19 protein-coding genes, 3 tRNA genes and 1 pseudogene are annotated in these 21182 nt (G+C 42.4%); 5 read left to right on the top strand and 18 right to left on the bottom strand.

Going from position 1 to position 21182, the window contains the following annotated elements:
* The 3 genes and pseudogenes from H4I94_RS09905 to H4I94_RS09915 all read right to left on the bottom strand — a co-directional run.
* Nucleotides 1-134, bottom strand: a pseudogene (locus H4I94_RS09905) (transposase); the annotation flags it as partial.
* A gap of 111 nt (nucleotides 135-245) precedes the next feature.
* On the bottom strand, nucleotides 246-3014 hold the full coding sequence (locus H4I94_RS09910; RefSeq protein ID WP_261182996.1) for a M16 family metallopeptidase: 2769 nt from the start codon (nucleotides 3012-3014) through the stop codon (nucleotides 246-248).
* Between the two features lie 134 nt (nucleotides 3015-3148).
* Complete coding sequence (locus H4I94_RS09915) at nucleotides 3149-3973, bottom strand: PhzF family phenazine biosynthesis protein (protein ID WP_261182997.1); 825 nt, start codon at nucleotides 3971-3973, stop codon at nucleotides 3149-3151.
* A gap of 208 nt (nucleotides 3974-4181) precedes the next feature.
* Between H4I94_RS09915 and gloB the strand changes: the two genes are divergently transcribed.
* Nucleotides 4182-4913, top strand: coding sequence for a hydroxyacylglutathione hydrolase (gene gloB / locus H4I94_RS09920; RefSeq protein ID WP_131272748.1), 732 nt, complete (start codon nucleotides 4182-4184; stop codon nucleotides 4911-4913).
* A gap of 26 nt (nucleotides 4914-4939) precedes the next feature.
* Here gloB and H4I94_RS09925 read toward each other — a convergent pair whose 3' ends face one another.
* Nucleotides 4940-5212, bottom strand: coding sequence for a hypothetical protein (locus tag H4I94_RS09925; protein WP_261182998.1), 273 nt, complete (start codon nucleotides 5210-5212; stop codon nucleotides 4940-4942).
* A 501-nt stretch (nucleotides 5213-5713) separates the two neighbouring features.
* Here H4I94_RS09925 and H4I94_RS09930 point away from each other — a divergent pair.
* Nucleotides 5714-5917 carry a hypothetical protein gene (locus tag H4I94_RS09930; RefSeq protein ID WP_086176023.1) on the top strand — a complete coding sequence of 68 codons (204 nt, stop codon included), beginning with the start codon at nucleotides 5714-5716 and terminating at the stop codon, nucleotides 5915-5917.
* 156 nt (nucleotides 5918-6073) lie between these two features.
* Here the strand turns inward: H4I94_RS09930 and H4I94_RS09935 are convergent.
* The 5 genes from H4I94_RS09935 to H4I94_RS09955 form a co-directional block, all read right to left on the bottom strand.
* Nucleotides 6074-6159: transfer RNA gene (locus H4I94_RS09935), tRNA-Leu, on the bottom strand.
* 71 nt (nucleotides 6160-6230) lie between these two features.
* Nucleotides 6231-6315 (bottom strand) — tRNA-Leu (locus H4I94_RS09940).
* Nucleotides 6316-6351: 36 nt separating this feature from the next.
* Nucleotides 6352-6425: transfer RNA gene (locus H4I94_RS09945), tRNA-Trp, on the bottom strand.
* A 189-nt stretch (nucleotides 6426-6614) separates the two neighbouring features.
* Nucleotides 6615-7472, bottom strand: coding sequence for a serine/threonine protein kinase (locus H4I94_RS09950; protein WP_261182999.1), 858 nt, complete (start codon nucleotides 7470-7472; stop codon nucleotides 6615-6617).
* Nucleotides 7432-8943 (bottom strand): DUF3336 domain-containing protein, encoded by a 1512-nt coding sequence (locus tag H4I94_RS09955; protein WP_261183000.1) that lies wholly within the window; start codon nucleotides 8941-8943, stop codon nucleotides 7432-7434. Before H4I94_RS09955 ends, H4I94_RS09950 begins: the two co-directional genes overlap by 41 nt.
* A 189-nt stretch (nucleotides 8944-9132) precedes the next feature.
* On the opposite strand from H4I94_RS09955, the gene H4I94_RS09960 reads away from it, so the two are divergent.
* Nucleotides 9133-10005, top strand: coding sequence for an ATP-binding protein (locus tag H4I94_RS09960; RefSeq protein WP_261183001.1), 873 nt, complete (start codon nucleotides 9133-9135; stop codon nucleotides 10003-10005).
* 458 nt (nucleotides 10006-10463) lie between these two features.
* Here the strand turns inward: H4I94_RS09960 and H4I94_RS09965 are convergent, their stop codons facing one another.
* Together H4I94_RS09965 and tsaD are read right to left on the bottom strand one after the other, a co-directional pair.
* Nucleotides 10464-11405 carry a sensor domain-containing diguanylate cyclase gene (locus H4I94_RS09965; protein ID WP_092818431.1) on the bottom strand — a complete coding sequence of 314 codons (942 nt, stop codon included), beginning with the start codon at nucleotides 11403-11405 and terminating at the stop codon, nucleotides 10464-10466.
* 185 nt (nucleotides 11406-11590) lie between these two features.
* On the bottom strand, nucleotides 11591-12607 hold the full coding sequence (tsaD, locus tag H4I94_RS09970) for a tRNA (adenosine(37)-N6)-threonylcarbamoyltransferase complex transferase subunit TsaD (RefSeq protein WP_092818432.1): 1017 nt from the start codon (nucleotides 12605-12607) through the stop codon (nucleotides 11591-11593).
* A gap of 146 nt (nucleotides 12608-12753) precedes the next feature.
* Here tsaD and rpsU point away from each other — a divergent pair, with 146 nt between their 5' ends.
* Nucleotides 12754-12969 (top strand): 30S ribosomal protein S21, encoded by a 216-nt coding sequence (rpsU, locus tag H4I94_RS09975; protein ID WP_001136722.1) that lies wholly within the window; start codon nucleotides 12754-12756, stop codon nucleotides 12967-12969.
* A gap of 34 nt (nucleotides 12970-13003) precedes the next feature.
* Nucleotides 13004-13450: a GatB/YqeY domain-containing protein gene (locus H4I94_RS09980; RefSeq protein ID WP_092818433.1), complete on the top strand. Its 447-nt coding sequence runs from the start codon at nucleotides 13004-13006 to the stop codon at nucleotides 13448-13450.
* A 91-nt stretch (nucleotides 13451-13541) separates the two neighbouring features.
* Here H4I94_RS09980 and H4I94_RS09985 read toward each other — a convergent pair whose 3' ends face one another.
* The 7 genes from H4I94_RS09985 to purF form a co-directional block, all read right to left on the bottom strand.
* Nucleotides 13542-13904 (bottom strand): hypothetical protein, encoded by a 363-nt coding sequence (locus H4I94_RS09985; protein WP_261183005.1) that lies wholly within the window; start codon nucleotides 13902-13904, stop codon nucleotides 13542-13544.
* Between the two features lie 77 nt (nucleotides 13905-13981).
* Nucleotides 13982-14353, bottom strand: coding sequence for a GFA family protein (locus H4I94_RS09990; RefSeq protein WP_261183006.1), 372 nt, complete (start codon nucleotides 14351-14353; stop codon nucleotides 13982-13984).
* 46 nt (nucleotides 14354-14399) lie between these two features.
* Nucleotides 14400-15839 (bottom strand): M48 family metalloprotease, encoded by a 1440-nt coding sequence (locus H4I94_RS09995; RefSeq protein WP_409976754.1) that lies wholly within the window; start codon nucleotides 15837-15839, stop codon nucleotides 14400-14402.
* 86 nt (nucleotides 15840-15925) lie between these two features.
* Nucleotides 15926-16894 (bottom strand): 2-hydroxyacid dehydrogenase, encoded by a 969-nt coding sequence (locus H4I94_RS10000; protein WP_131272742.1) that lies wholly within the window; start codon nucleotides 16892-16894, stop codon nucleotides 15926-15928.
* Nucleotides 16891-17556 (bottom strand): hypothetical protein, encoded by a 666-nt coding sequence (locus H4I94_RS10005; RefSeq protein ID WP_261183008.1) that lies wholly within the window; start codon nucleotides 17554-17556, stop codon nucleotides 16891-16893. Before H4I94_RS10005 ends, H4I94_RS10000 begins: the two co-directional genes overlap by 4 nt.
* A gap of 97 nt (nucleotides 17557-17653) precedes the next feature.
* Entirely contained in the window at nucleotides 17654-19504 is a 1851-nt protein-coding gene (locus H4I94_RS10010) for a M48 family metalloprotease (protein ID WP_409976755.1), read from the bottom strand.
* Nucleotides 19505-19633: 129 nt separating this feature from the next.
* Entirely contained in the window at nucleotides 19634-21172 is a 1539-nt protein-coding gene (purF, locus tag H4I94_RS10015; protein WP_092818439.1) for an amidophosphoribosyltransferase, read from the bottom strand.
* Between the last annotated feature and the right edge of the window lie 10 nt (nucleotides 21173-21182).

Raw genomic sequence — 21182 nt, forward strand, 5'->3', positions numbered from 1 at the left:
CAAACGGCCTGTGTGGTTGCGAAACTCGACCTTTGGGCAGAAGCCAGGTCTTTGATTGAGGGAGCAAGTGAAGCAAGAGGATTCATATTGAGCTTTACAAGGCTGTTATAGCGTTTAATCAGACGCTGATCCAGACCGGAGATGTTAAATTGAAGAGCATGCTCTTCAATTTAACGCAAAGCTCGGGAATTGTGTAGATACCTATGCCTACAAGGAGAGGGAAATTGAAAAAAGCGGATTAAGAATCATGACTTGTTTTGTGGCTTTCCATACTGGTCCGCCATGACTTCTACCAGCTGATCCAGTTTAATGTATTTCTTGATGACAGCGTCTACATCGGCTTTGCTGAGTTTTGCAAAAGCCAGGTCACGTTTTTCACGGTACAGTAAGTCGCGGTTATGTTCCAGTTGTGGCATCAGCATCGCATGAATATTGCGCTCATCTTCCAAAGCAGTTACCCGTTTTTTCAAAATATTGGCTTTGGCTGCTTCCAGCTCCTGTTCAGTCACCCCTTTAGTGAGTAAATCATTCAGCACTTTATGCACAGCTTGTGATACTTGCGCCGACTTCGCTGCCGTATAATTGGCTTCTATGCTGAGTGCCCCTGAATCAATCCATTCATCCAGATCCAGATTGCTGCCAAAACCGTACACCAGGGCATTTTTCTCACGGAGTTCCTGGGCTAAACGTGAAGACAGTTGCGAATCGCCCATAATATAGCCCAACACTATGAGTGCTGGTGCATCGGCATGATTCGAACCCACTGGCAAGGTCAAAATGGCCTGATAATTCCCAAATTCACGTTGCTCCGATAAGGCATGAATTTTTTGTGCCTGATATGCCTGATAATCAGCACTTAGACGCTGATAAGGCAATTGCGCTTTCCATCCTGAAAATTCTTTTTGCAGCAGTTTTAGCATGGGCTGAGCCTGATAATCACCCGTAATGGCAATTTGCGCATGATGACTGACAAAGAAATCCTGATATAACTTTTTCACTTGCTCAACCGTTGCCGCTTGAAGCTGCTGTTTGGACAGGTTCGGTTCAAAGTGGTAACGCAAATCTCCTGGCTGATAGGTTTCCAATAAGCGGGTCATGGTCAATGCGGCAACCGTTTCAGGTTCCGTATATGGACGATCCAGACTCGACAAGCTCTGTGATTTAATCAGGTCAAACTGCGATTGTTCAAACTTCGGTGTTTTCAGAACATCAAGCATAAATTTGAAATAATCGTCAAATTTGTCTTTTTTCGCCACAATCTGAATGGTAATGCTATTTGCAGATGCAGTAGCCGTTGCGCCACCACCGGCCTCAATCGACTTGTCGGCAATATCCTGCAAGCTGTATTGATCTGAGCCGCGCAGCAGTAAATAGGCCATTAAATCCAGCACTTCACCCTTATTAAACAAAGATTTGTCCGTACCAAAGTCCACAGAAATGGTGGCATAAGTTTTATCATCACGGGTAGAGGTCGGATATAAAGCGTATGCAATACCGTTTTTCAACTTTCCGCGCTGGATTTTCTTTTCAGTATCCACCAAATACTGCTTCGAGCTTTTGACGTATTCCGCAACCTCCTGCTTATACACCCTGCTGTCTTTAAGCTGTTCTTCTTGCACACTGGCCTGATCTAAGGTTTTAGGCTGCTCGGCGGCCTGTTGTTGTAATGCTTTTTTCTGATCTTCCGGGGTCGGTTTAATATCCCCAGAAATGCGATGTTCTGGCACTAAAAACCGGGTTAGGGTTTGATTGACATCGTTCAGCTTAAGCTGTTTTACATTATTCAGATCGCTAAAGTACTGCGCCCAATCCCCCTGATAGGCCACATAATAATCACTTAATCTCCCACCCAAGGCGGCAGCATTGCTGAGCACGCTGTCTGCCTGATTCTGAATCAGGGTTTTTACCCGGTTCAGTTCGGTCTCATTAAATGGCTGACTCTTTTCCACCCCTGCCACCAGCTCGGATTGCACCCTTTTCTCATCATGATTCGGGGCATAAATGGCGCCCATAAACACCAGATTAAAGTCCTGATCTAGCCAGGTGGTGGATTGAACGCCGGTACTTAAACCGGTTTCCACCATACTTTGATAAAGATGCCCACTCGGCTGCATGGTATATAAATAAGGTGTCAGCGCCAAAGCAGACTTGATCTTTTCATTTTTGCCATTCAGGTAAATATTGAATTTAGCCAGATCACTGCCCTTTTTCACGGCAAAATTTCTTTGCTGAATTTTGGCCGAATCCAGCACAGGAACCTTGGTCTGTGCTGGAACCTGACGAGCTGCTATTGGACTAAACTGTTGATCAATCTGTTTTAACACAGCGGCTTTATCAAATTTACCGGAAATGATCATCACTGCATTATTCGGTGCATACCAAGTTCGATAAAATTTATTCAGCTCATCCATTTTGATGGACTGCAATTCTTTTAAATCGCCAATCGGCAAACGTCCCAGATACCGGTTGCCATAAGCCGATTTCCACATCTGGTCCATCATCACTGCAAAAGGCTGATCCATACGAACTTCACGTTCGCGCTTCACAATGGCAATTTCAGAAGGCACAAACTTTTCCTGCAGTACCAGTTTGTCCATACGTTCAGCTTCAAGATGAATCACTTGATTAATCGCATTCTGTTCAGGACGGATCACATTGGTATATTTGGTGGAATAATAATCCGTGCTGGCGTTGGTCATTAAGGTGTATTGATCCAGACGGCGCTGAAATTCTTCCCCCTTGATATTCTGTGTTCCCTTAAATGCCAGATGTTCGAGCAAATGCGCCAGACCACCTTTGCCCTGCGGATCATTGAGCGAACCGGTCAGATAGACCGTATTCATAAACACTTTATTTTCTTTATCGTTTTGCGCCAGCACCACGCGAAAACCATTGTCTAATGTATATTCTTCAATCTTCTGCTCAGATTTAACCAAAATCGGTTGTGCCCAGGCAGTTGCACTAAAACCAACAAATAATAATGAGATAGTAAGTTGTTTAAACCGCATGAGCATAATTATTCCAATTTATTCAGTCATATGAATTTTTAAGCATCACATCTTAGAAAATGATCATGATGTTGAGTAGTCACTTTTTGCAAGCATTGCCGTTTATTTCAACAGCTTTGTCGTTCATTTATATCCATATGTTACAGATATAGCTCTGCCTGCATATATAATTTTGCATAACCCGAAATTTCAATCCGTTCATTTTCAAGCAGTTCACAATATAATTTTCTCCCACGTGCGGATGCCTGATAAGCCAGAATGTCTTTTTTGCCCAGTTTCTCCGCCCAAAGCGGTGCAATCGCGGTATGAATTGAACCGGTAACCGGATCTTCCTGAATGCCATTCGCGGGAGCAAAATAGCGCGATATACAATCATAAGGCGCAGCAGCCTGAGCAGTAATAGCCAGATCCAGAACACACTTGAGTTGGGTTTGCCCAGCTTGATTGAGTGTCCATTGCCTGAATAATTCCAGATTGGGCTTTTCATCCCGTACATCTTCCGGATTTGCATATTCCATAATGTAGGCCTGATGATTTAAATAAACATTTTTAAATGGCTTGCTTAAAATTTGCTTTAAAATTTCAGGATAATCGGTAATTTTTTCTGCACGGCGAATCGGAAAATTCATCTTGATTTTGCCATCAGCCTCCTGGCTTACCACAAAAATGCCGAGCTCTTTAACGTGGAACCGAAGGGTTTTAGCAGCAGTATAATCTTTAAAGAGTACAAAACTGCTGGCTAGCGTTGCATGTCCACAAAAGTTCACTTCTGTGGTTGGGGTAAACCAGCGGATTTCATAGTTTTCTGCATCAAGCATTCTTACAAAAGCAGTTTCTGCCAGATTATTTTCCAGGGCGATATTTTGCATCAAGGCTTCATCCAGCCACTGTTCAGTCACAATCACTGCCGCAGGATTACCTTTAAACAGTTCCGTAGTAAAGGCATCCACCTGATACATTTTCATCTTGCTTACTTCCAATAATTTAATCTCTGTTGCACTTTATTTGATAATTTAAAAAAACAAAAAGCCGATCTAGAAAGACTGTTTTTATATCCAACTACAGATCAGCAACGTTATGTATAAATACTGGCCTATTAATTGCGATTTTCCCCTGGAAAAAACCTGGCTTTAAGGCTAGCTTATTCATATCTATATCATTGATTTCTATCTCATGAATTTTCAAGTCCATATGATTGATGTGAAAAATCAATTACAGAACTATATCTGGTTATTAGAACATATCCCAAGCAAAGAAGTAGTTGCAGTGGACCCCACTGAAGCCCATCTGGTCGAAGAGTTTTGTACAGCGAACGGTTTAACGCTGGCTCAGATCTGGCTGACGCACTGGCATAAAGACCATATTGGCGGTGTACCGGAGCTTTTACAAAATCGTCATATCCCCGTTTATGGTCCCCGGGAAGAATTAAGCAAAGTTCCTTTTATCACTCATCCCCTGCAACATGAAGATCATCTTAATTTTCATGATTTAAATATTGAGATTATTGCTGTACCTGGACATACGCTGGGTCATATCGTTTATTTTATTGATGCGCTGGATGTGCTTTTCTGTGGCGATACGCTGTTTGCCATGGGTTGTGGCCGCGTGTTTGAAGGCACCTATGAGCAGATGTACCATTCGCTCAATCGCCTGGCTGCTTTGCCTGCACGCACCAAAGTCTACTGCACCCATGAATATACGCTGGCCAATGCCAAGTTTGCGTTACATGTCGAACCTGACAATCTGGCAATTCAGCAGCGCTTCGAACAGGTGGAAGCACTGCGTATGCTCGGGCAAAGCACCTTGCCAAGTAGCATTGAGCTGGAACTGCAAACCAATCCCTTTTTAAGGGTGGAAAGCGTGGAAGAATTTCGGCACATACGCCAGTTAAAAGATAACTTTTAACTGATTTTATGTTAATTACGGCAAGTTTATAAAATTTGATGGGTTAGGGTATAAGCATCCAGCTCATTTTGCGTCACCACTTGGGTGACCTGCATTTCGTCAACACGAACCAGCAGTAAACCGCCCAAAGCGGGTTGATAACGACGGGCGCTGCCAAAAGGCGTATAGGACACTTTGGATTGTTCTGCGAAAAATAGCCAATCCTCATGGCCCAGCATGACAGCAACAGGTACCAAGCCTTGTTGCTGCATGTGCTGAATTTGCTTGAGTACGTTCTGTTCAATGGTTTCTGTGGTCATTGCAATCCAGTCTTCATCTTCATCAACATTTTACACCGACCAGAATTCAAAAAATTCCTCGGCGGCACCCTATACTTTATCTTTTTTTTTAAATCCGAAGCAGCGTCATTTTTTTGGTGGCTATTATGGATCATTGAGTGAATGGATCATTAACCGAGAGAGATGCTCCACTCCAGTTCGCTATCTGAATATCCCCAAAACAACTCCAAGATAAGAACATATCTGCAACACCGAAAATTGTGTTTAAATATTTCCATTTCAATAAATCAAAAACACCCAGATTAAAATAAATAAAAATCAATAATATATAAAATTATTTCTTTCAATACCCGATGATTTTCCATCCAAAATTCACTTATTATTTATGCATTTCCTGCATAAAAAAAATACAAAATATTTATTTTATAAAAAACCTGTTCAAGCTACCCTTTAAAAAAATACCTGCATCCCTATTAATTATTTAATTGCAGTCAGTATCTAATATACACAAGGAGTTTTTTCGTGAAGAAAGTTGTTAAGGCAAAAAATTTAATTGCATTTCGTATCTGGTTAGAAAAATTGGGCTATTCAGTAAAGTCATTGACTGACAATCGTGGATTTACCTTTAGCTTTAAAAAAGAATATGGTCTGGTCACTTGTGATTTAGCGGGTAATGCCCTTGCCATGCAGCTTGGCGAAGAATTCGAAGATCACTTAAAAGCTTAAAAGACTATATGTAATTTTGGGTCGGAACAAAAACAATAATAATTTTAAATCTATTTCTAGAAATCTATTTTAGAAAGCCCATTTTTTGGGCTTTTTATTTATCTTTACTTTTTTTACAGGCAATAAAAAAGCAAGGTGATTTACCTTGCTTTCATATGGTGGGGATAGAGAGACTCGAACTCTCACGCCCAGAGGGCGCTGCGACCTGAACACAGTGCGTCTACCAATTCCGCCATATCCCCGTCAGGACCAACCAAGTGGCTGGATTTTTTTACAATAAAAAAGCAAGGTAGCTTACCTTGCCTTAATATGATGGTGGGGACGGAGAGACTCGAACTCTCACACCTTGCGGCGCTGGAACCTAAATCCAGTGCGTCTACCAATTTCGCCACGTCCCCATCAGGGTACCAACTTAATGTTGGATTTTTAAAGCTTGGCAGAGGATCAAGGATTCGAACCTTGACGAACGGTTTTGGAGACCGTCATGCTACCATTACACCAATCCTCTATAACCTAACTATCAAACCATGTTGATATTTAAGTGGTGGGGACGGAGAGACTCGAACTCTCACACCTTGCGGCGCTGGAACNATGGCTGTGTATATTATAGAGATCGATTCCTCATGACAAGACCTTTTTATGAAAAATCCACTTGTTTGTTTAAATAAAAAACAAAAACCGTTTTTCTGTATTTTTCTTAAACAATTTCAGTAAGTAAGCCCTGTTTTATGGGGTAAATATCAGTAAATCGCTGTTCTTTTTGCTTCGCCAGCATTCCACGCAAATAGCGTTCAAACGGCAAAAAATGTTGTGGCAGTTCAATCGTTAACTGCTGACAATGTAAATAAGCCCAGTCCCGGTAATTTTTTGCCCTCAAACGCTGCCCGCTGAGCCATTCATAAAGAATGATGCCGAGAGCATAAATATCGGTTTGTACGGTTTTATCGGCACCCTGAAAAAGTTCGGGTGCCATATAGCGCGGTGTGGCAGTCAGACTTTTCAGGGGGTGGACTGCATTGATTTTCTGTACCTGCTCAAAATCGATTAAACATGCACGGTTTTGATATGCAACCAAGTGCTCGTGTTTTAAATCGCCATGAATCCAACCGAGCTGATGCAACTGCTCCACGGCATCCAGCAGCTTTATGAAAGTCTGTTTGATCTGCTGCAGTGACATCCCGGCACAATCATCTAGCAATAAGTCTGCATCGCTTAGAATCAGTGCTGCACTGCCCGACAGGTTTGATTCAGCCAGGTTTTTAAAATGAGAAATGATTTGAAACGGCAATAAAAAATCAGGCATGCTGCTGGAAGAACTGGCTTGAGCTGAAAATTGCTGATAAAAAACCAGTTCATTCCAGAACCCGGCTTCAACGCCGGGATGGCTATTCAAGCTTTGGTTTTTTAGCCAATAGCGTTGCTGCTGATATTCAAAGGTATATAAACAACGCCCAAAAGTTAAACTTTTGGGCTTGGTCTTTAACCTTAAATGGATGTTAGAAAAATCCACATCTTTAAACTGCAATAAATTCTGCGGTTTTTTTCTCTGGATCATGCTGATAACTTAAAAGCTCTAAACAGTGCTGGATGGTTTTACCTACACGGGCATGGGTTTCAATCGAGGATATTTTCGGCCAGGTTGCCCGCTCACCTTCTCTTTGCAATAACTTGAACAAATATGGCCGTGGATTCTGAAACATATAGGTATAATGGCGTAAGCTATAATCCCCCACAATATTCAAATCACCATAATAACCTTGATCAATCACCCCATAGCCATGATCGAGCAAACGGCGTACAGGTGGAAACATGCCAACCCGACCACGGGCAAAATCCATGATTCCTTTGGTAATGACTTTGCCCTGACGACGAACAATCCGCTCTGGCCAACTCATCATATCTTGACGGTAGCGCTCTACATCACTTTGCATGAATGGCACAATATGTGGATTCACCTGACTGGCAATGGTGTAATTTAAATTATACAGTCGCGCCATTTTTTCCTGCGGGAAATCACTTCTTACACTGCCGTCTACCCAACGGGTATTGGACATATAAGGGGTCAATTTACCATCATAACGCTTACTGGTGAGCTTAACCGGTGGAAACAGGATAGGCACAGCACAGGAGGCCAACACCGCACTCCAGACCAGTAAATCTGGCGAAGTATAAGTATTCATAATACGTGCCTGTTGTGAGGTGTCATAAGGTGCTACAGCGACATTAATATGTAAGCCGGAAGTTTTAAAGGCTTCTTCAAATGTCACATCACCCAAATTTTCAATCAGGAATTTTTTCAGATATTTGACATCTGCAAAACCGCCATTACCTTTTAAAATGTCGCCAAGTTTTCGAAAATGAAAAGCTTCCGTAAAAAAGTTTTCACCGTTTAAAAGACTGGTAATATCTGAAGGTTTTGAGGTACCCAGCATGGTGGTCATGATTGCCCCGGCACTCGAACCGGATAACACCTTAGGCATTAAATCCTGTTCCAGCAGTGCTTTACATACACCAGTATGAAACAGTCCTAAAGTTGCCCCACCAGAAAACATGATTGCAGGCTGCCCATAAGCCTTTTTACACTGCTGAAAGAACTCTAATTTTTTTTCCATAGACAAGCAAATACAGCTGCTCGAAGCAATGTAAGCCAGACTTTCACTGACTTCTTCCACATAATCTTCAATGATTTTTTTAGTCCCCACATAAGTGGCATTAAAAAGCATGGGATGTGCAATATTCGCGATATCGTAGCTTAGCCCTTCACGTAATATATACATGAGATCGTGAGTACGTTTTTGAAAACGGTAGCGTTTTAACCTGTTTAATCGCTCAGAAATAATTTCAGCATCAAAATAAGGTGAACAGTTATCCAATTTCCATTCTTGAGCACCAGATTCTTCATCTATTTTTAGGGCGATGCTCTTCCATTCTTCATATGTTTCAGCCGAAGCAAGCTGACTTTTTAATTTTTTTATACGATACGCTTGATGTGGATTAATATTTGTCGTGAAATTATTAAATAACATATTTATCCCTCAAACGCTTTCATTATTATTTCCTGTCCCGGATTGGGTATCAAACATCATATTCGCACAACCCACAAATGATGAATCAATCATGATACCCCCTATTCAATTGGCAAACTATGACTATTTGATATACAGTTCCCATGTAAAATGACCTTTTTTCACTTTATCCGTATAAGCTGAACCATCATGGCAACAATTGATTTATCTGACAATATCTTACAAGTTCTTTCTACTGTACTCCAACAGCTACAGCAAAACCTCCCTGAACTGAAACAAGAAACCAACTTTGAAGCTTCGGCTTATAAGTGGCAAAATCAACAATTAAAGGCCATTCAGCAGCCCAAAAAAATCTATTTGGACGATTTAAAGGGTATAGAAAAACAAAAAGAAAAAGTAATTCAAAATACCCGGCAATTTTTAAAAGGCTTGCCTGCCAACGATGTGCTACTGACTGGCTCACGCGGTACAGGAAAATCATCCATTGTACGTGCCCTGTTAACCGAGTATGAATCGGAAGGCCTGCGTTTAATTGAAATTGAACGTGATGATTTAGCCGATCTGCCGATGATTCAGAAATTGATTGAAAATCGCCCGGAAAAATTTATTGTCTACTGTGATGACCTGGCTTTTAACGCAGAAGATGAAAACTATCGCAGTTTAAAAAGTGTCCTGGATGGTTCATTACAATCCGGTTCAAGCAATTTTATTATTTATGCCACCAGCAACCGCCGTCATTTATTGCCTGAATTTATGCATGAAAATACGCCCGTAACACGTATGGATGTACCGCAATATACGGAGCTGCACCCACAAGAAGCCATTGAAGAAAAAATTTCACTGTCTGACCGTTTCGGCATGTGGCTGTCTTTTTATCCTATGGATCAAAATTTGTATCTGGAGATCGTGCAGCATTATTTAGCCAAAGCCGGTATGTCCATGACAGATGAAGTACGCGCCGAAGCCTTAAGATGGTGTCAGGCACGTGGACAGCGTTCAGGGCGTGCAGCGTATCAGTTTTCGAAACACTGGATTGGGTCGCAACAATTAAAAGCCCTTTAAAAACAAAGTGATTAAGCTAGTATAAAAAACTCCGTCATAGCGGAGCTTTTTATATTTGAGCTTATTTTTTGTCGTTCCATAATCGTTAACCAGAGCAGATCGGCAATTTCACTACCATTACAATAAAAAGTCGCCTTGAGTGATTCAGACTAAAAATAGATGATGACTTTCTCATGGAATTAAAAATGAAAAATCATCACAAAAAAACGATATCCCTACACGGGCTTCCAGAGGTTTCTTAAAAAACTTTGGCGCTGTTCCTGACGATAAAAAAGCTTAAGCGGCCCGCATGGACGTGCTGAATTACCGTATAGTCCAGAAAATCAAGAAAAGGCTGCCGCTGCGCAAAGTTTCAAGCAAAATAAACAGAGGCCAAGACACATCGCAAGTATCTTGAATTAAAAGACCAATTTAATCAGCTTATTAAGAAAAACAGTTCAAAGTCATCCTAACCAATTTTATGCTTCAGACTTGAGTTGCCGTTTATGCTCAAACATTCTTCTATCTGCTTCAGCAGCTGCTTTAAACAGTCCTTGAGCAGGATGACGCATGGCCACACCAATCGCCGCAGCAATTTTTTCCTGCTTCAAGGCTTGCATAAGGCGACTCAAGAGTACTTCTGCTCCTGCCTCATCATTTTCTAAACTTAAAATCACAAATTCATCACCACCTAACCGCGCCACAATATCATTACTGCGTGCGGTATTTCTGAGCACATTCGCCGTTTGTTGGATCAGCTCATCGCCCCGATCATGTCCCAAACTATCGTTTACTTTTTTAAGATCATTCAAGTCAATAAAAAAAACGGCTGCCGGATGTCCATAACGCTTACAGCGTTCTTCCTCTGTAGTAACCAATTTTTCCCAGGCCCGGCGGTTGTATAAGCCCGTCAATCCATCTCTTAGAGCTTCAGCTTCTAAACGCTCATGCTGACGGATTTGTTCATTTTGGCGCAGTTCAGCTTGAAGGATATTACTTAATAAATTACCGAATAATTCGACTAATTCCACCTCCTGCATAATTGCATCAGATTTGATTTGCGGATCGATGGCACAAAGTGTACCAAACAAGCTGCCGTCTTCATGGATGAGCGGTTGACCGATGTAAGACTTAATATTGACTTGCTGGTTAATCGGTGCAGTTGCATATAATGGAATGTCTTCTGAACGCGGAGCAATTTTAGGACCTTTACCGGCAATCATGTGAAAGCAAAATGAATCCGCCCACTGAAATACCTGTCCGGGCTGAACATCATAACCATGGTCTTCGCTTTGCAGCACAATCCAGTCTTTACCTTCTACCCGGGTAATCATCCACAAGTTAAATCCGAAGCGTGAATGGAGAAACTTTAAAACCGCTTGCCCCGCCTCTTGAAAACTTCTGAAATTTATATGGTCCATATGAACAAACCTATGATGATGATCATAAAATAAATATTTTTTTGATTTACTTTAAAATATATTTTAATTGAGCAAAACCGATTCTAAATATAAACGCGCATATATCAAATTATATTTTGCTGCAACCGCTTCAGCTGATTATTAAAAAAGAGACGCTAAGCACCTCTTTTTTAATTCTTTAATATTTAAGCTTCGCTTGGATTGGTCAATTCCGTCATTGGCCAGCGTGGCGTCGTCGTCACAGACAAACCATCATGCTGACCTGCTTTTAAGCGCTGATAACCGGCAAAAGCAATCATGGCACCATTATCGGTACATAAAGCCGGTTCTGCATAATAAACTTGGGCTTTAATTTTAGCCAAATCTGCTTCCAGACGCTCACGTAAACGTTTGTTGGCACTTACCCCGCCGGCAATGACCAAACGCTTTAACCCAGTCTGCTTCAAGGTTTTTACCGATTTTTTAACCAGTGTATCTACCAGTGCTTCCTGGAAGGATGCAGCGATATCCGCCTCACGGTTCTGACCTTCCACTTTTTTCAGCTGAATCGAAACAGCAGTTTTTAAACCGCTAAATGAAAAATCCAGACCTTGATGCAGCATCGGACGTGGAAAATCAAAAGCTGTGGCATCACCCTGCTCTGCAAGACGTGAAATATTCGGACCACCCGGATAAGGCAAACCCATCATCTTCGCGACTTTATCAAAAGCTTCACCGGCAGCATCGTCGATCGATTCACCCAGCAATTCATACTGACCGATGCCGTGCGCTGCCATGAGCTGGGTATGCCCACCAGAAACCAATAAAGCGACAAACGGAAACTCTGGTGGAGTTTTAGACAACAAGGGTGCCAACATATGACCTTCCATATGGTGCACACCAATGGCCGGTTTATTCAGTGCAAATGCCAGGGTACGCCCAAACAATGCACCAGTCATGAGGGCTCCCATCAAGCCGGGACCACGTGTATAGGCGACTGCATCAATGTCTGATTTTTTAATCTTGCTTTGTTCAAGCAACTGATTGATTAAAGGAATGAGCTTGCGCACATGATCACGTGAAGCCAGTTCCGGGACTACGCCCCCATATTCGGCATGCAGTTTAATCTGACTATATAACACCTGTCCTATTAAGCCGACTTCACTGTCATAGAGTGCTAACCCGGTTTCATCACAAGAAGTTTCCAAGCCCAGAACGATCATTAAACTGCCTTTTACCCGTATCTAAATATTGCTAAAGCTATTATAGACTTGTGATATGAGATGTAAATGAGTAAAATACTGTCCTTCACTTGTGATCTAAGGCAATCGTGCTATAGATCTTATCCATAACTTAATGAGGATTCTTCATGCCACAAGTTAAATTGAAAGAAGGCGAACCAGTAGACGTAGCTATCCGTCGTTTCAAACGTTCATGCGAAAAAGCAGGTGTTTTAGCTGACGTTCGTAAACGTGAATTCTACGAAAAACCAACTCAAGAACGTAAACGTAAAAAAGCTGCTGCTGTTAAACGTTACCAAAAGAAATTGGCTCGCGAATCAGTTCGTACTACTCGCCTTTACTAAGATTAATTTGTGATTGACTGCTTGGACTAAATAAATGACTACTTTAAAAAACCAAATTACTGAAGTTTTGAAAGCAACTATGCGTGCTAAAGAAATGGATAAGTTGACGGTTATTCGTAGTCTGCAGGCAGCAATTAAGCAAATCGAAGTCGATGAACGCAAAGAGCTTGACGACGCTCAAGTTCTTGCGGTCATTGAAAAACAAATTAAACAACGTAAAGAATCGGTTAAAGCCTTTGAAGGCGCTGGCCGAGATGATTTAGCTAGTAAAGAGCAAGCCGAAATTGAAGTGTTATCTCAATTTCTACCAGAAGCTATGACTGAGGAAGAGCTTGATTCTATCATTGCGCAGACAATTACTGCACAAGAAGCTACTAGCATGAAAGATATGGGTAAGGTGATGAATTCTCTGCGTCCGCTCATAGCCGGGCGCGCCGATCCTGCACAAGTTTCAGCTAAAATTAAAGCAAAACTGAGCTAATTCCCAACTCCAGAATCATTCTTTAGCGTTGAACTGCCTTTAAGCAAAGACAGTTCAAATATTTCCCCTAATCTCGCATAAACATTTCCGATTATTTCAGATCACACTGAATATTATATTTTTTCAAAATCAGCATTTCTTTTGACGACATCACTTGATGAATCACGTCTTGCCTGGTCATTTGTCTAAATTGACGGTCCAAAGCTTCCCTGTTCTGATCTGCCGCCTGATACAACCGATCAATATAACTGCCCACTATTGCACAGTACTGTGTTTGCTGCTTTGGCGTAAAGCTCGTCTGTTGCGCATTTAGACTGCTAAAAAAGTTTCTGCTCTCCTGCTTGTACTGCTCAGAGATTTGACCTACTGCTGCGACGTATTGCTCAACACTCGCAACCGCTACATTTGATCCTGCACACCCCAACAATATTAAGGAAAATAATATTTTTTTCATAAATTAATACATTTAATCATTAAAACCATAAATTCACCCGCAGATTATCACAAAGTGAGCAAATTCAGCTGTAGATTTTATTCATCTATTATATACAGAAAATCAGGTTTATAGTGCATATAGGCTTGCTCGGAAGGTACAGGTAAATGCCCTTGCATTACCGTTCCCAAACGTAAACGCATAATATCCGGCACATCGACCCGATATGAATAAATCGGACTACCGCATTCCTGACAAAAAACCCGGGCTTTATTCGGACTATGGAAATATTCTTTTAAAAATTTAATACCGTGGGTAATTTCAAATTCTGATTTCTGCAATGGACTATTCCAGCCAAAGATGGAACCTTGAGCCATTTGACAATCCTTGCAGTAACAGATGATGGTTTTTTCAATTTCACCCTCATAACGATATTTCACTCTTCCACACAAGCATTGACCTTCTAGCATGCGTCACTCCTTATTTTTATTATCATTGCAGCATAATCATATCCGGCTAAATTCTGAGCTGTCGCTCTTTTTGCATTTCCTGAATCCGTGCTTTTAATTTTGCCGCCAGCATTTCATTATCTTTAATCAGGCGCTGGGCATGCAATAAGGATTTAATCGCATTTTCTTCCAATCCTGACCAGTATTCCACTTCTGCCCGGTAACGCAGCACATTCACCGTTCTAAACGGTGACTGCCGGTCTATATTGGCCGCTTGCTGCATCAGGCGCCAGGCCTGAATATCACGAGGATTTTTATTGATAAAACGCTGAATCAGACTGAATGCCTGCATAGGCTCTTTTTGACGGATATAGACTTCTGCCAGCTTAAAAGCCAAAGCCCGGTTTTCCGGCATGATCCGTGCTGCTGATTGAACAGCCTGATAGGCTTGCTCGGTTTTATTTTGTCCCAAATAAATATCGGTTTGAATTAAAACCAATAAATTATTTAGACGCTGCTGTGCTTTCGCCTGATTCAAAACCTGCTGTGCCAAAACATAATCGCCCTGTTTTAAATAAAATGCGGATAAAGCCAGCTGGCCGGCAAAATTATTGCGATTTGCCAAAACCTGGAGTTGCTGTTCCGTCGCCTGATTTGAAATGACCCGGCTATACCATTTCAGGATTTCAAAATCTTCATCATGTAAATTGGATTTTATACAGGGAAATTGATTGGCCCTTAAACGCGCCTCACTCATCCGCTCGGTGCTGAGTGGATGGGTGAGCCAGAAATCAGGCAGGAAACTGACTTTACTGGTTGCCCGGTCCATCACTTCAAAAAAGTCCGCCATACTTTGCGGATTATAGCCTGCGCTATACATATACTGCATGCCAATCCGGTCCGCTTCACGCTCCTGATTACGGCTATAGTTCAGCTGTTTATCCATCATCGCTGCCTGAGAGCCCAACATCACCGCAGTTCCGGCATCGCCATCCGCTTGAGAAGCAATCAGTGCACCGACCAGCAATCCTGCCAAGGTTAACAGGCCTTGCCCCTTAAAAGCTTCCTGTGAACGACTGTAATGACGTTGTGACACATGCGCCACTTCATGCGCCATCACTCCAGCGACTTCATCCATATTTCGGGCAGATGTCACCATTCCCGTGTTGATGGCAAACAACCCACCCGGAACAGCAAAAGCATTGATTTGCGGATCATTGATAATCACCAGACCTATGGGCTGACCCAGCTGGGTCTGGCTTAAAATATGTGAAAATACACTCCCCAACTGATCTTCCAGCCACGGATTCTGCAAAACGGGCATTTGGTGCTGTACTTCACGAAAGACTTTTTCACCAATCATTCTTTCTTTTTGCTGGTCAATCAGCCCGACTCCACTGCCAATTTCAGGAACACTCAATTGCGGCGTTGAATTGAAATTTGCACTGTGCGTTAATGCCATGGCTGAAATCAAAGTGATGTTGCAAGCCCATAAAAACCGTTTCAATGTGATGTTCTCAAACTGCTTTTTTTCAATTTATCCGAATATAACATTGAAAATTGGAGCAATTTGCAATGAAGTGTTATCAAATTTTAAGAAAAGGCAGGATTCACCAAATAAGGAGGTGTACGTCCTTCCAGGGCCTCAACCAGGTTACGATAAGCCAGTTCAGCCATTTTTTTACGCGTTTCCGCAGTCGCAGAACCCACATGCGGCATAGTCACCACATTTTCCAGAGCAAAAAGTTCTGATGCCTGCAAAGGTTCTTTGGCATAGACATCCAGTCCGGCAGCAAAAATTTTACCTGCTTTGAGCGTATCAATCATTGCCTGCTCATCCACCACGGAACCACGGGCAATATTGACAAAAACTGCATGTGGCTGCATTTGATCGAACTCGTGCTGCCCAATCAGAGCTTGGGATTCTGCATTTAAATCCACAGCGACCACCACAAAATCAGACTGTTTCAACAACTCATTCAAGGCACAGTAGCGGGCGTTTAAGGGCTGTGCCAGTTCCAGTTTTTCACGGCGGTTATGGTAAAGAATGTTCATGTTAAAACCATAAAAACCACGCCGTGCAATCGCAGCGCCGATATTGCCCAAACCGATGATGCCGAGCGTTTTACCAAAAATATCCTGCCCGAATTGTGCCGTCCCCACAGTGCGTTGCCAATTGCCCTGCTTGGTCCATTGATCCAGGGCGGGAACTTTACGTGCTGCGCTCATCAGCAAACTAAAAGCTAAATCGGCCGTGGTTTCGGTTAATACATGCGGGGTATTGGATAACCAGATTTTTTGCTGGTTTAAATAGGCCAGATCATAATTGTCATAACCCACACTGACACTGGAAATAATTTTAAGCTGTTGTGCTGTCGCCAGATTATCCGCATTAAGTAAACGCCCTGCACCAATCATGCCATCGGCATCTTTCACCTGTTCACGTATCTGTTCATTCACATCACCCTGTTTCGGGTTGATGATGACCACCTGATATTGTTGTTGTAATCGCTGAAGGATATCCCGATCTAACTGGCTAAAAACTACGACTTTCTTGTTCATGTTCCATCCGTGTTGTGAGGCGATTTTTGCATAAACTGCCACAGGCGTTTTTTTAACAGGGGCTGATCCAGCATTTCCTGCAAACCCGCCAGATTGATGCTTTTTGAATGTTTAAAATAAGCACATTGTCCGAGAAAAATAATGTTTTTATCTGCACTGATTGCGTCTAAAAAGCCTTGCACATAACTTTCCGCGCCATGACCATCCTGAAAGTTCATCAGAGGAAATGGCCACTGCAATTCATAATATTCAGCCAGCACCGCATGCTGGATATTATTCCAAAGCTGCTGCTGCTCGGCGGTGATTTCGGTTGCATCAATCACAATGACACAATGCGACAAACTCAAGGCCTGCAACTGGAACGCTGCTATTTGTAGTGCTGCACGCTCTACAATCACTTCAGCCACAACTTCAGCTTTTTCTACACTTGCTGCAACTGGAGCATTCAATGGCTCGACATGTTCAAATGCTTGATCTTGATCTGCTTGAAGCTCTAATGGTAATACAACTGGCGTTTTTTCCAGTACGATTTCAGTCTGATATTCAGCTGCGGCCTGATCTCGCCACAGCGATGAAGATGGCATTTTTTGACATGCAACATCCCGAGGAATCCAGATATCGATCCCCAATGTTGCCAATATGTCACGCTGATGCCCGATCATCTTTTTTCATCACCAATTGAATACTGGGTATTCTAACGAGATTACTGATTTTTTGCTGGGCTTTTATTGAATCATCACCCATTTTATCGCAGCTTGTTCAGACAATCATTAAACTGTTTTTCTTCTGCATCAACTCGACAATTTCATCGGTTTCAAAACCAAAACGCCAATACAGCAGCTGCAGAACATCAAGCTCGTCCTGGGTAATAATGCGGTCATTCCACAAACATAACTCGGCAACCCCTAAAATACTTAAACGGTCACGAAGCAGCAAACCCGCAATATCATTTAATATTTCTGCCAGATCAATCGGCTCATCCGAAATTTCGGCATACATTTCCAGTTCCTGTACCGTCAATACCCGGTGGAGAATTTTTTTCCGCACATCGAGCTGATTCTGGCTATTAATCTGTTGTACATGCAACAAGGCATCTATCAGGCGTACGATCTGCGGCTTGACATCTTCCAGTGAAGTCGGGGTATGCAATGGCAGCAGATTTAATTCAAATTTCACACACTCCAGCAATAAAGCATCCAGCAGACCAATTTCCCCATCTTCCTGAATAATTCGCGCCAGTTTCATTAAAAACTGGCGTGCAATGGTCGCAGGCATCGTGCCGATATTTTTACAGGCTTCGTAAAAGATGGAGATATGTACCCGACCATCCAGATGCAGCAATGAATCGACAATGGCACGACTGACTTCTGCCTCGGCAGGAATAAATTCACGGTATTGGCGAATCATTAAAATCGCCACCATCACCTCGCGTGAACCGGTTGCAGTCTGCAATGCCCGTTGGATCAGTTCAGGACGTAGCATGTTGTCGCGAATTTCTGGCTTTAGGGGCTTGATGGCATCATTAATCGCAAAACTGATTGGTGATAAACGCAGCAATGGCAACGGCTGTGGTGAACTCCACGGCGTATAGACTTCACTGTTCAGCTCATCAAGCGAACGAAACAGACTGAATAGTGGCTGATTACGCAATTTTTTTAAATTTTCAAGCTGCAAATCCTGCACCAGACCAGGGTTCAATTCATAAATACGCTGTTCGATGCTGGGATGAATATTCATCCAGTTTTGTGGACTTAAAGAGTTAGCAAAACACATATGCGAAATGGATTCGGCATATTCACTGTGAATTTGCGAACCTGAATGATGGACATAAATTCTGAGTAAAGTTTGCACATTGGCATCGTTTTGAATCAGGCGCCTGGTTTTCTGGTCATTTTTAAAGGTCCGGCTACCCAGCGAAATATATTTAATCAGACGGGTAATCAACACCCCCAGGCTTCCAATCAGCCAGATTATTCCTCCCAGGGCCACGAAAGAAGTGGCAAATTTATGTGTATGTGCCTGACCATGCTTGGTAAAACCCAGTTTGGCAATTTTACTGCCCCACTGGCTCAAAGTGCTCAGACTACTGTAGAGAATTTTTAAGCGGGTGTTTTCAGCGGTTTCACCAGACAGAATTTTATTAAACTCATGACTGAGCAAACCATAAAGTTCCAATTCATCCAGATTCTGTAAAGCGCCCCAAGTCAAAATAATCACAATATCGCGCGGATAAAACCCTGCGGTCAGCGCATTCACGCCAACTTCATCGGGAAGCACATAGATTGCCGGTGCCTCAATTAAAAAAGTATCCGCCAGTTGTTCAGTAATTTTAAGGGCAATGCTTTCTTCAGGAATACTTTCGATAAGACTTAAGCGGCGAGCCCCCATCTGTTTTGCCAGTGAGTGTCCGCCTGAACGAAAGACATAAAACTCATACAATACAGAAATAGCCATTACGCTCAGCAAAAGCACAATCAGATAAGGGCTCAGTACATGCCAGAAGATGGATTGAGTCTGGTCAAAATAGAAAACGTTCAATCCGACAATAGTATTTAAAATAAATAACGAAAGCAGCACCGCAAGCAGACAAATACTTGCAGACCAAACCATATTTTTATTTTTTATGAACAAATAACCCGCACTTTTCAATGTAAATTTCCTGTATTACATTGTATTTATTCACACATCATAAATTAAAAAAGCGGGAATTTCCCGCTTTTCATGGTATGCCAGAAGAATTTATTCTTCTTTCACACCAGTCAAGTCTACTGATGCTGCATCAATATTGACATCAATATAACCATCTTGAGCCTTTTTAGCAGAGTCGTTACGCTTGCTTTCCAGTTCATCCAGATAAGCTTCATCGATACCGCCCGCTACATACACACCATCAAACACCGAACAGTCAAATTCCTGTAATGCCGGTACCTTGTTAGTACGAACTGCACCTTTTAGATCTTCCAGATCCTGGAAAATCAAACGGTCTGCACCAATAATTTCACGGATTTCCTCAACACTGCGGTTCGATGCAATCAGTTCCGCTTTTGCTGGCATATCAATACCGTACACGTTTGGATATTTCACCATCGGTGCAGCCGAAGCAAAGAATACTTTTTTCGCACCCGAATCGCGAGCCATTTGAATGATTTCGTTACAGGTGGTACCACGTACAATCGAGTCATCTACCAGTAAAACGTTTTTGCCTTTGAACTCCAGTTCAACCGGGTTGAGCTTTTGACGTACTGATTTCTCGCGTTGTTTCTGGCCAGGCATAATGAAGGTACGCCCGATATAACGGTTTTTCACAAAGCCTTCACGGAATTTAACACCCAAAGTATTTGCAAGCTCTAAAGCTGAAGTACGTGAAGTATCTGGAATTGGAATCACCACGTCGATGTCGTGCTCATCTCCCCATTCACGGATGATTTTGCTGGCAAGCTTTTCACCCATTTTTAAACGTGCTTTATACACTGAAATGCCGTCAATAATGGCATCTGGACGTGCAAAATACACATATTCAAAGATACAAGGACGATATTCAGGATTAACCGCACATTGCTTGCTAAACAACTCACCCTTCGAGGTAATGAAAATGGCTTCGCCTGGCTCGATATCACGTTCAACCCTAAAGCCTAGAGCGGTAATCGCCACAGACTCGGAAGCAATGATATATTCAGTGCCGTTTTCAGTTTCACGCGAACCATAAATCAGTGGACGAATACCATTCGGGTCACGGAAACCCACCAGACCATGTCCGGTAATCATGGCAACCACACCATAAGCACCTTTGCAGCGCTCGTGTACACGTGACACCGCATTAAAGATATCTTCCGGGGTTGGATTCAATTTGCCACTTTTCTGCATTTCATGCGCAAAAACGTTCAACAATACTTCAGAATCCGAATCGGTATTCATATGACGAAGATCTGTTTTAAACAAATCTTCATGAATTTCTTCAGCATTGGTCAAGTTACCATTATGCGCCAAGGTAATCCCGTAAGGCGAGTTCACGTAAAATGGCTGTGCCTCTGCACTGCTTGAAGAACCCGCTGTCGGATAACGCACATGACCAATACCGTAATTGCCTAGCAGGGCACGCATGTGACGCGTATGGAAGACATCTCGCACCATACCGTTGTCTTTACGCAGGAATAGCCGCCCGTTATGACAGGTTACTATTCCGGCTGCATCCTGACCACGATGCTGTAACATCGTCAATGCATCAAACAACATTTGGTTAACGGGTGACTTACCAGCTATACCAACTACTCCACACATAGCAACCTCG

It is taken from the genome of Acinetobacter sp. T_3_1, assembly GCF_025377055.1.
Classification (GTDB): domain Bacteria; phylum Pseudomonadota; class Gammaproteobacteria; order Pseudomonadales; family Moraxellaceae; genus Acinetobacter; species Acinetobacter kookii.

What these genes read in the sequence shown, in the direction of transcription:
- H4I94_RS09960 (WP_261183001.1), top strand. Translation starts at nt 9,133, where the DNA reads ATGGCAACAATTGATTTATCTGACAATATCTTACAAGTTCTTTCTACT.
- H4I94_RS09965 (WP_092818431.1), bottom strand. Translation starts at nt 11,405, where the DNA reads ATGGACCATATAAATTTCAGAAGTTTTCAAGAGGCGGGGCAAGCGGTT.
- H4I94_RS09980 (WP_092818433.1), top strand. Translation starts at nt 13,004, where the DNA reads ATGACTACTTTAAAAAACCAAATTACTGAAGTTTTGAAAGCAACTATG.
- H4I94_RS10005 (WP_261183008.1), bottom strand. Translation starts at nt 17,556, where the DNA reads ATGATCGGGCATCAGCGTGACATATTGGCAACATTGGGGATCGATATC.
- H4I94_RS09985 (WP_261183005.1), bottom strand. Translation starts at nt 13,904, where the DNA reads ATGAAAAAAATATTATTTTCCTTAATATTGTTGGGGTGTGCAGGATCA.
- H4I94_RS09950 (WP_261182999.1), bottom strand. Translation starts at nt 7,472, where the DNA reads ATGATCCAGAGAAAAAAACCGCAGAATTTATTGCAGTTTAAAGATGTG.
- H4I94_RS09915 (WP_261182997.1), bottom strand. Translation starts at nt 3,973, where the DNA reads ATGAAAATGTATCAGGTGGATGCCTTTACTACGGAACTGTTTAAAGGT.
- tsaD (WP_092818432.1), bottom strand. Translation starts at nt 12,607, where the DNA reads ATGATCGTTCTGGGCTTGGAAACTTCTTGTGATGAAACCGGGTTAGCA.
- gloB (WP_131272748.1), top strand. Translation starts at nt 4,182, where the DNA reads ATGAATTTTCAAGTCCATATGATTGATGTGAAAAATCAATTACAGAAC.
- rpsU (WP_001136722.1), top strand. Translation starts at nt 12,754, where the DNA reads ATGCCACAAGTTAAATTGAAAGAAGGCGAACCAGTAGACGTAGCTATC.
- H4I94_RS10010 (WP_409976755.1), bottom strand. Translation starts at nt 19,504, where the DNA reads ATGGTTTGGTCTGCAAGTATTTGTCTGCTTGCGGTGCTGCTTTCGTTA.
- H4I94_RS10000 (WP_131272742.1), bottom strand. Translation starts at nt 16,894, where the DNA reads ATGAACAAGAAAGTCGTAGTTTTTAGCCAGTTAGATCGGGATATCCTT.
- H4I94_RS09990 (WP_261183006.1), bottom strand. Translation starts at nt 14,353, where the DNA reads ATGCTAGAAGGTCAATGCTTGTGTGGAAGAGTGAAATATCGTTATGAG.
- H4I94_RS09955 (WP_261183000.1), bottom strand. Translation starts at nt 8,943, where the DNA reads ATGTTATTTAATAATTTCACGACAAATATTAATCCACATCAAGCGTAT.
- H4I94_RS09910 (WP_261182996.1), bottom strand. Translation starts at nt 3,014, where the DNA reads ATGCTCATGCGGTTTAAACAACTTACTATCTCATTATTATTTGTTGGT.
- H4I94_RS09925 (WP_261182998.1), bottom strand. Translation starts at nt 5,212, where the DNA reads ATGACCACAGAAACCATTGAACAGAACGTACTCAAGCAAATTCAGCAC.
- purF (WP_092818439.1), bottom strand. Translation starts at nt 21,172, where the DNA reads ATGTGTGGAGTAGTTGGTATAGCTGGTAAGTCACCCGTTAACCAAATG.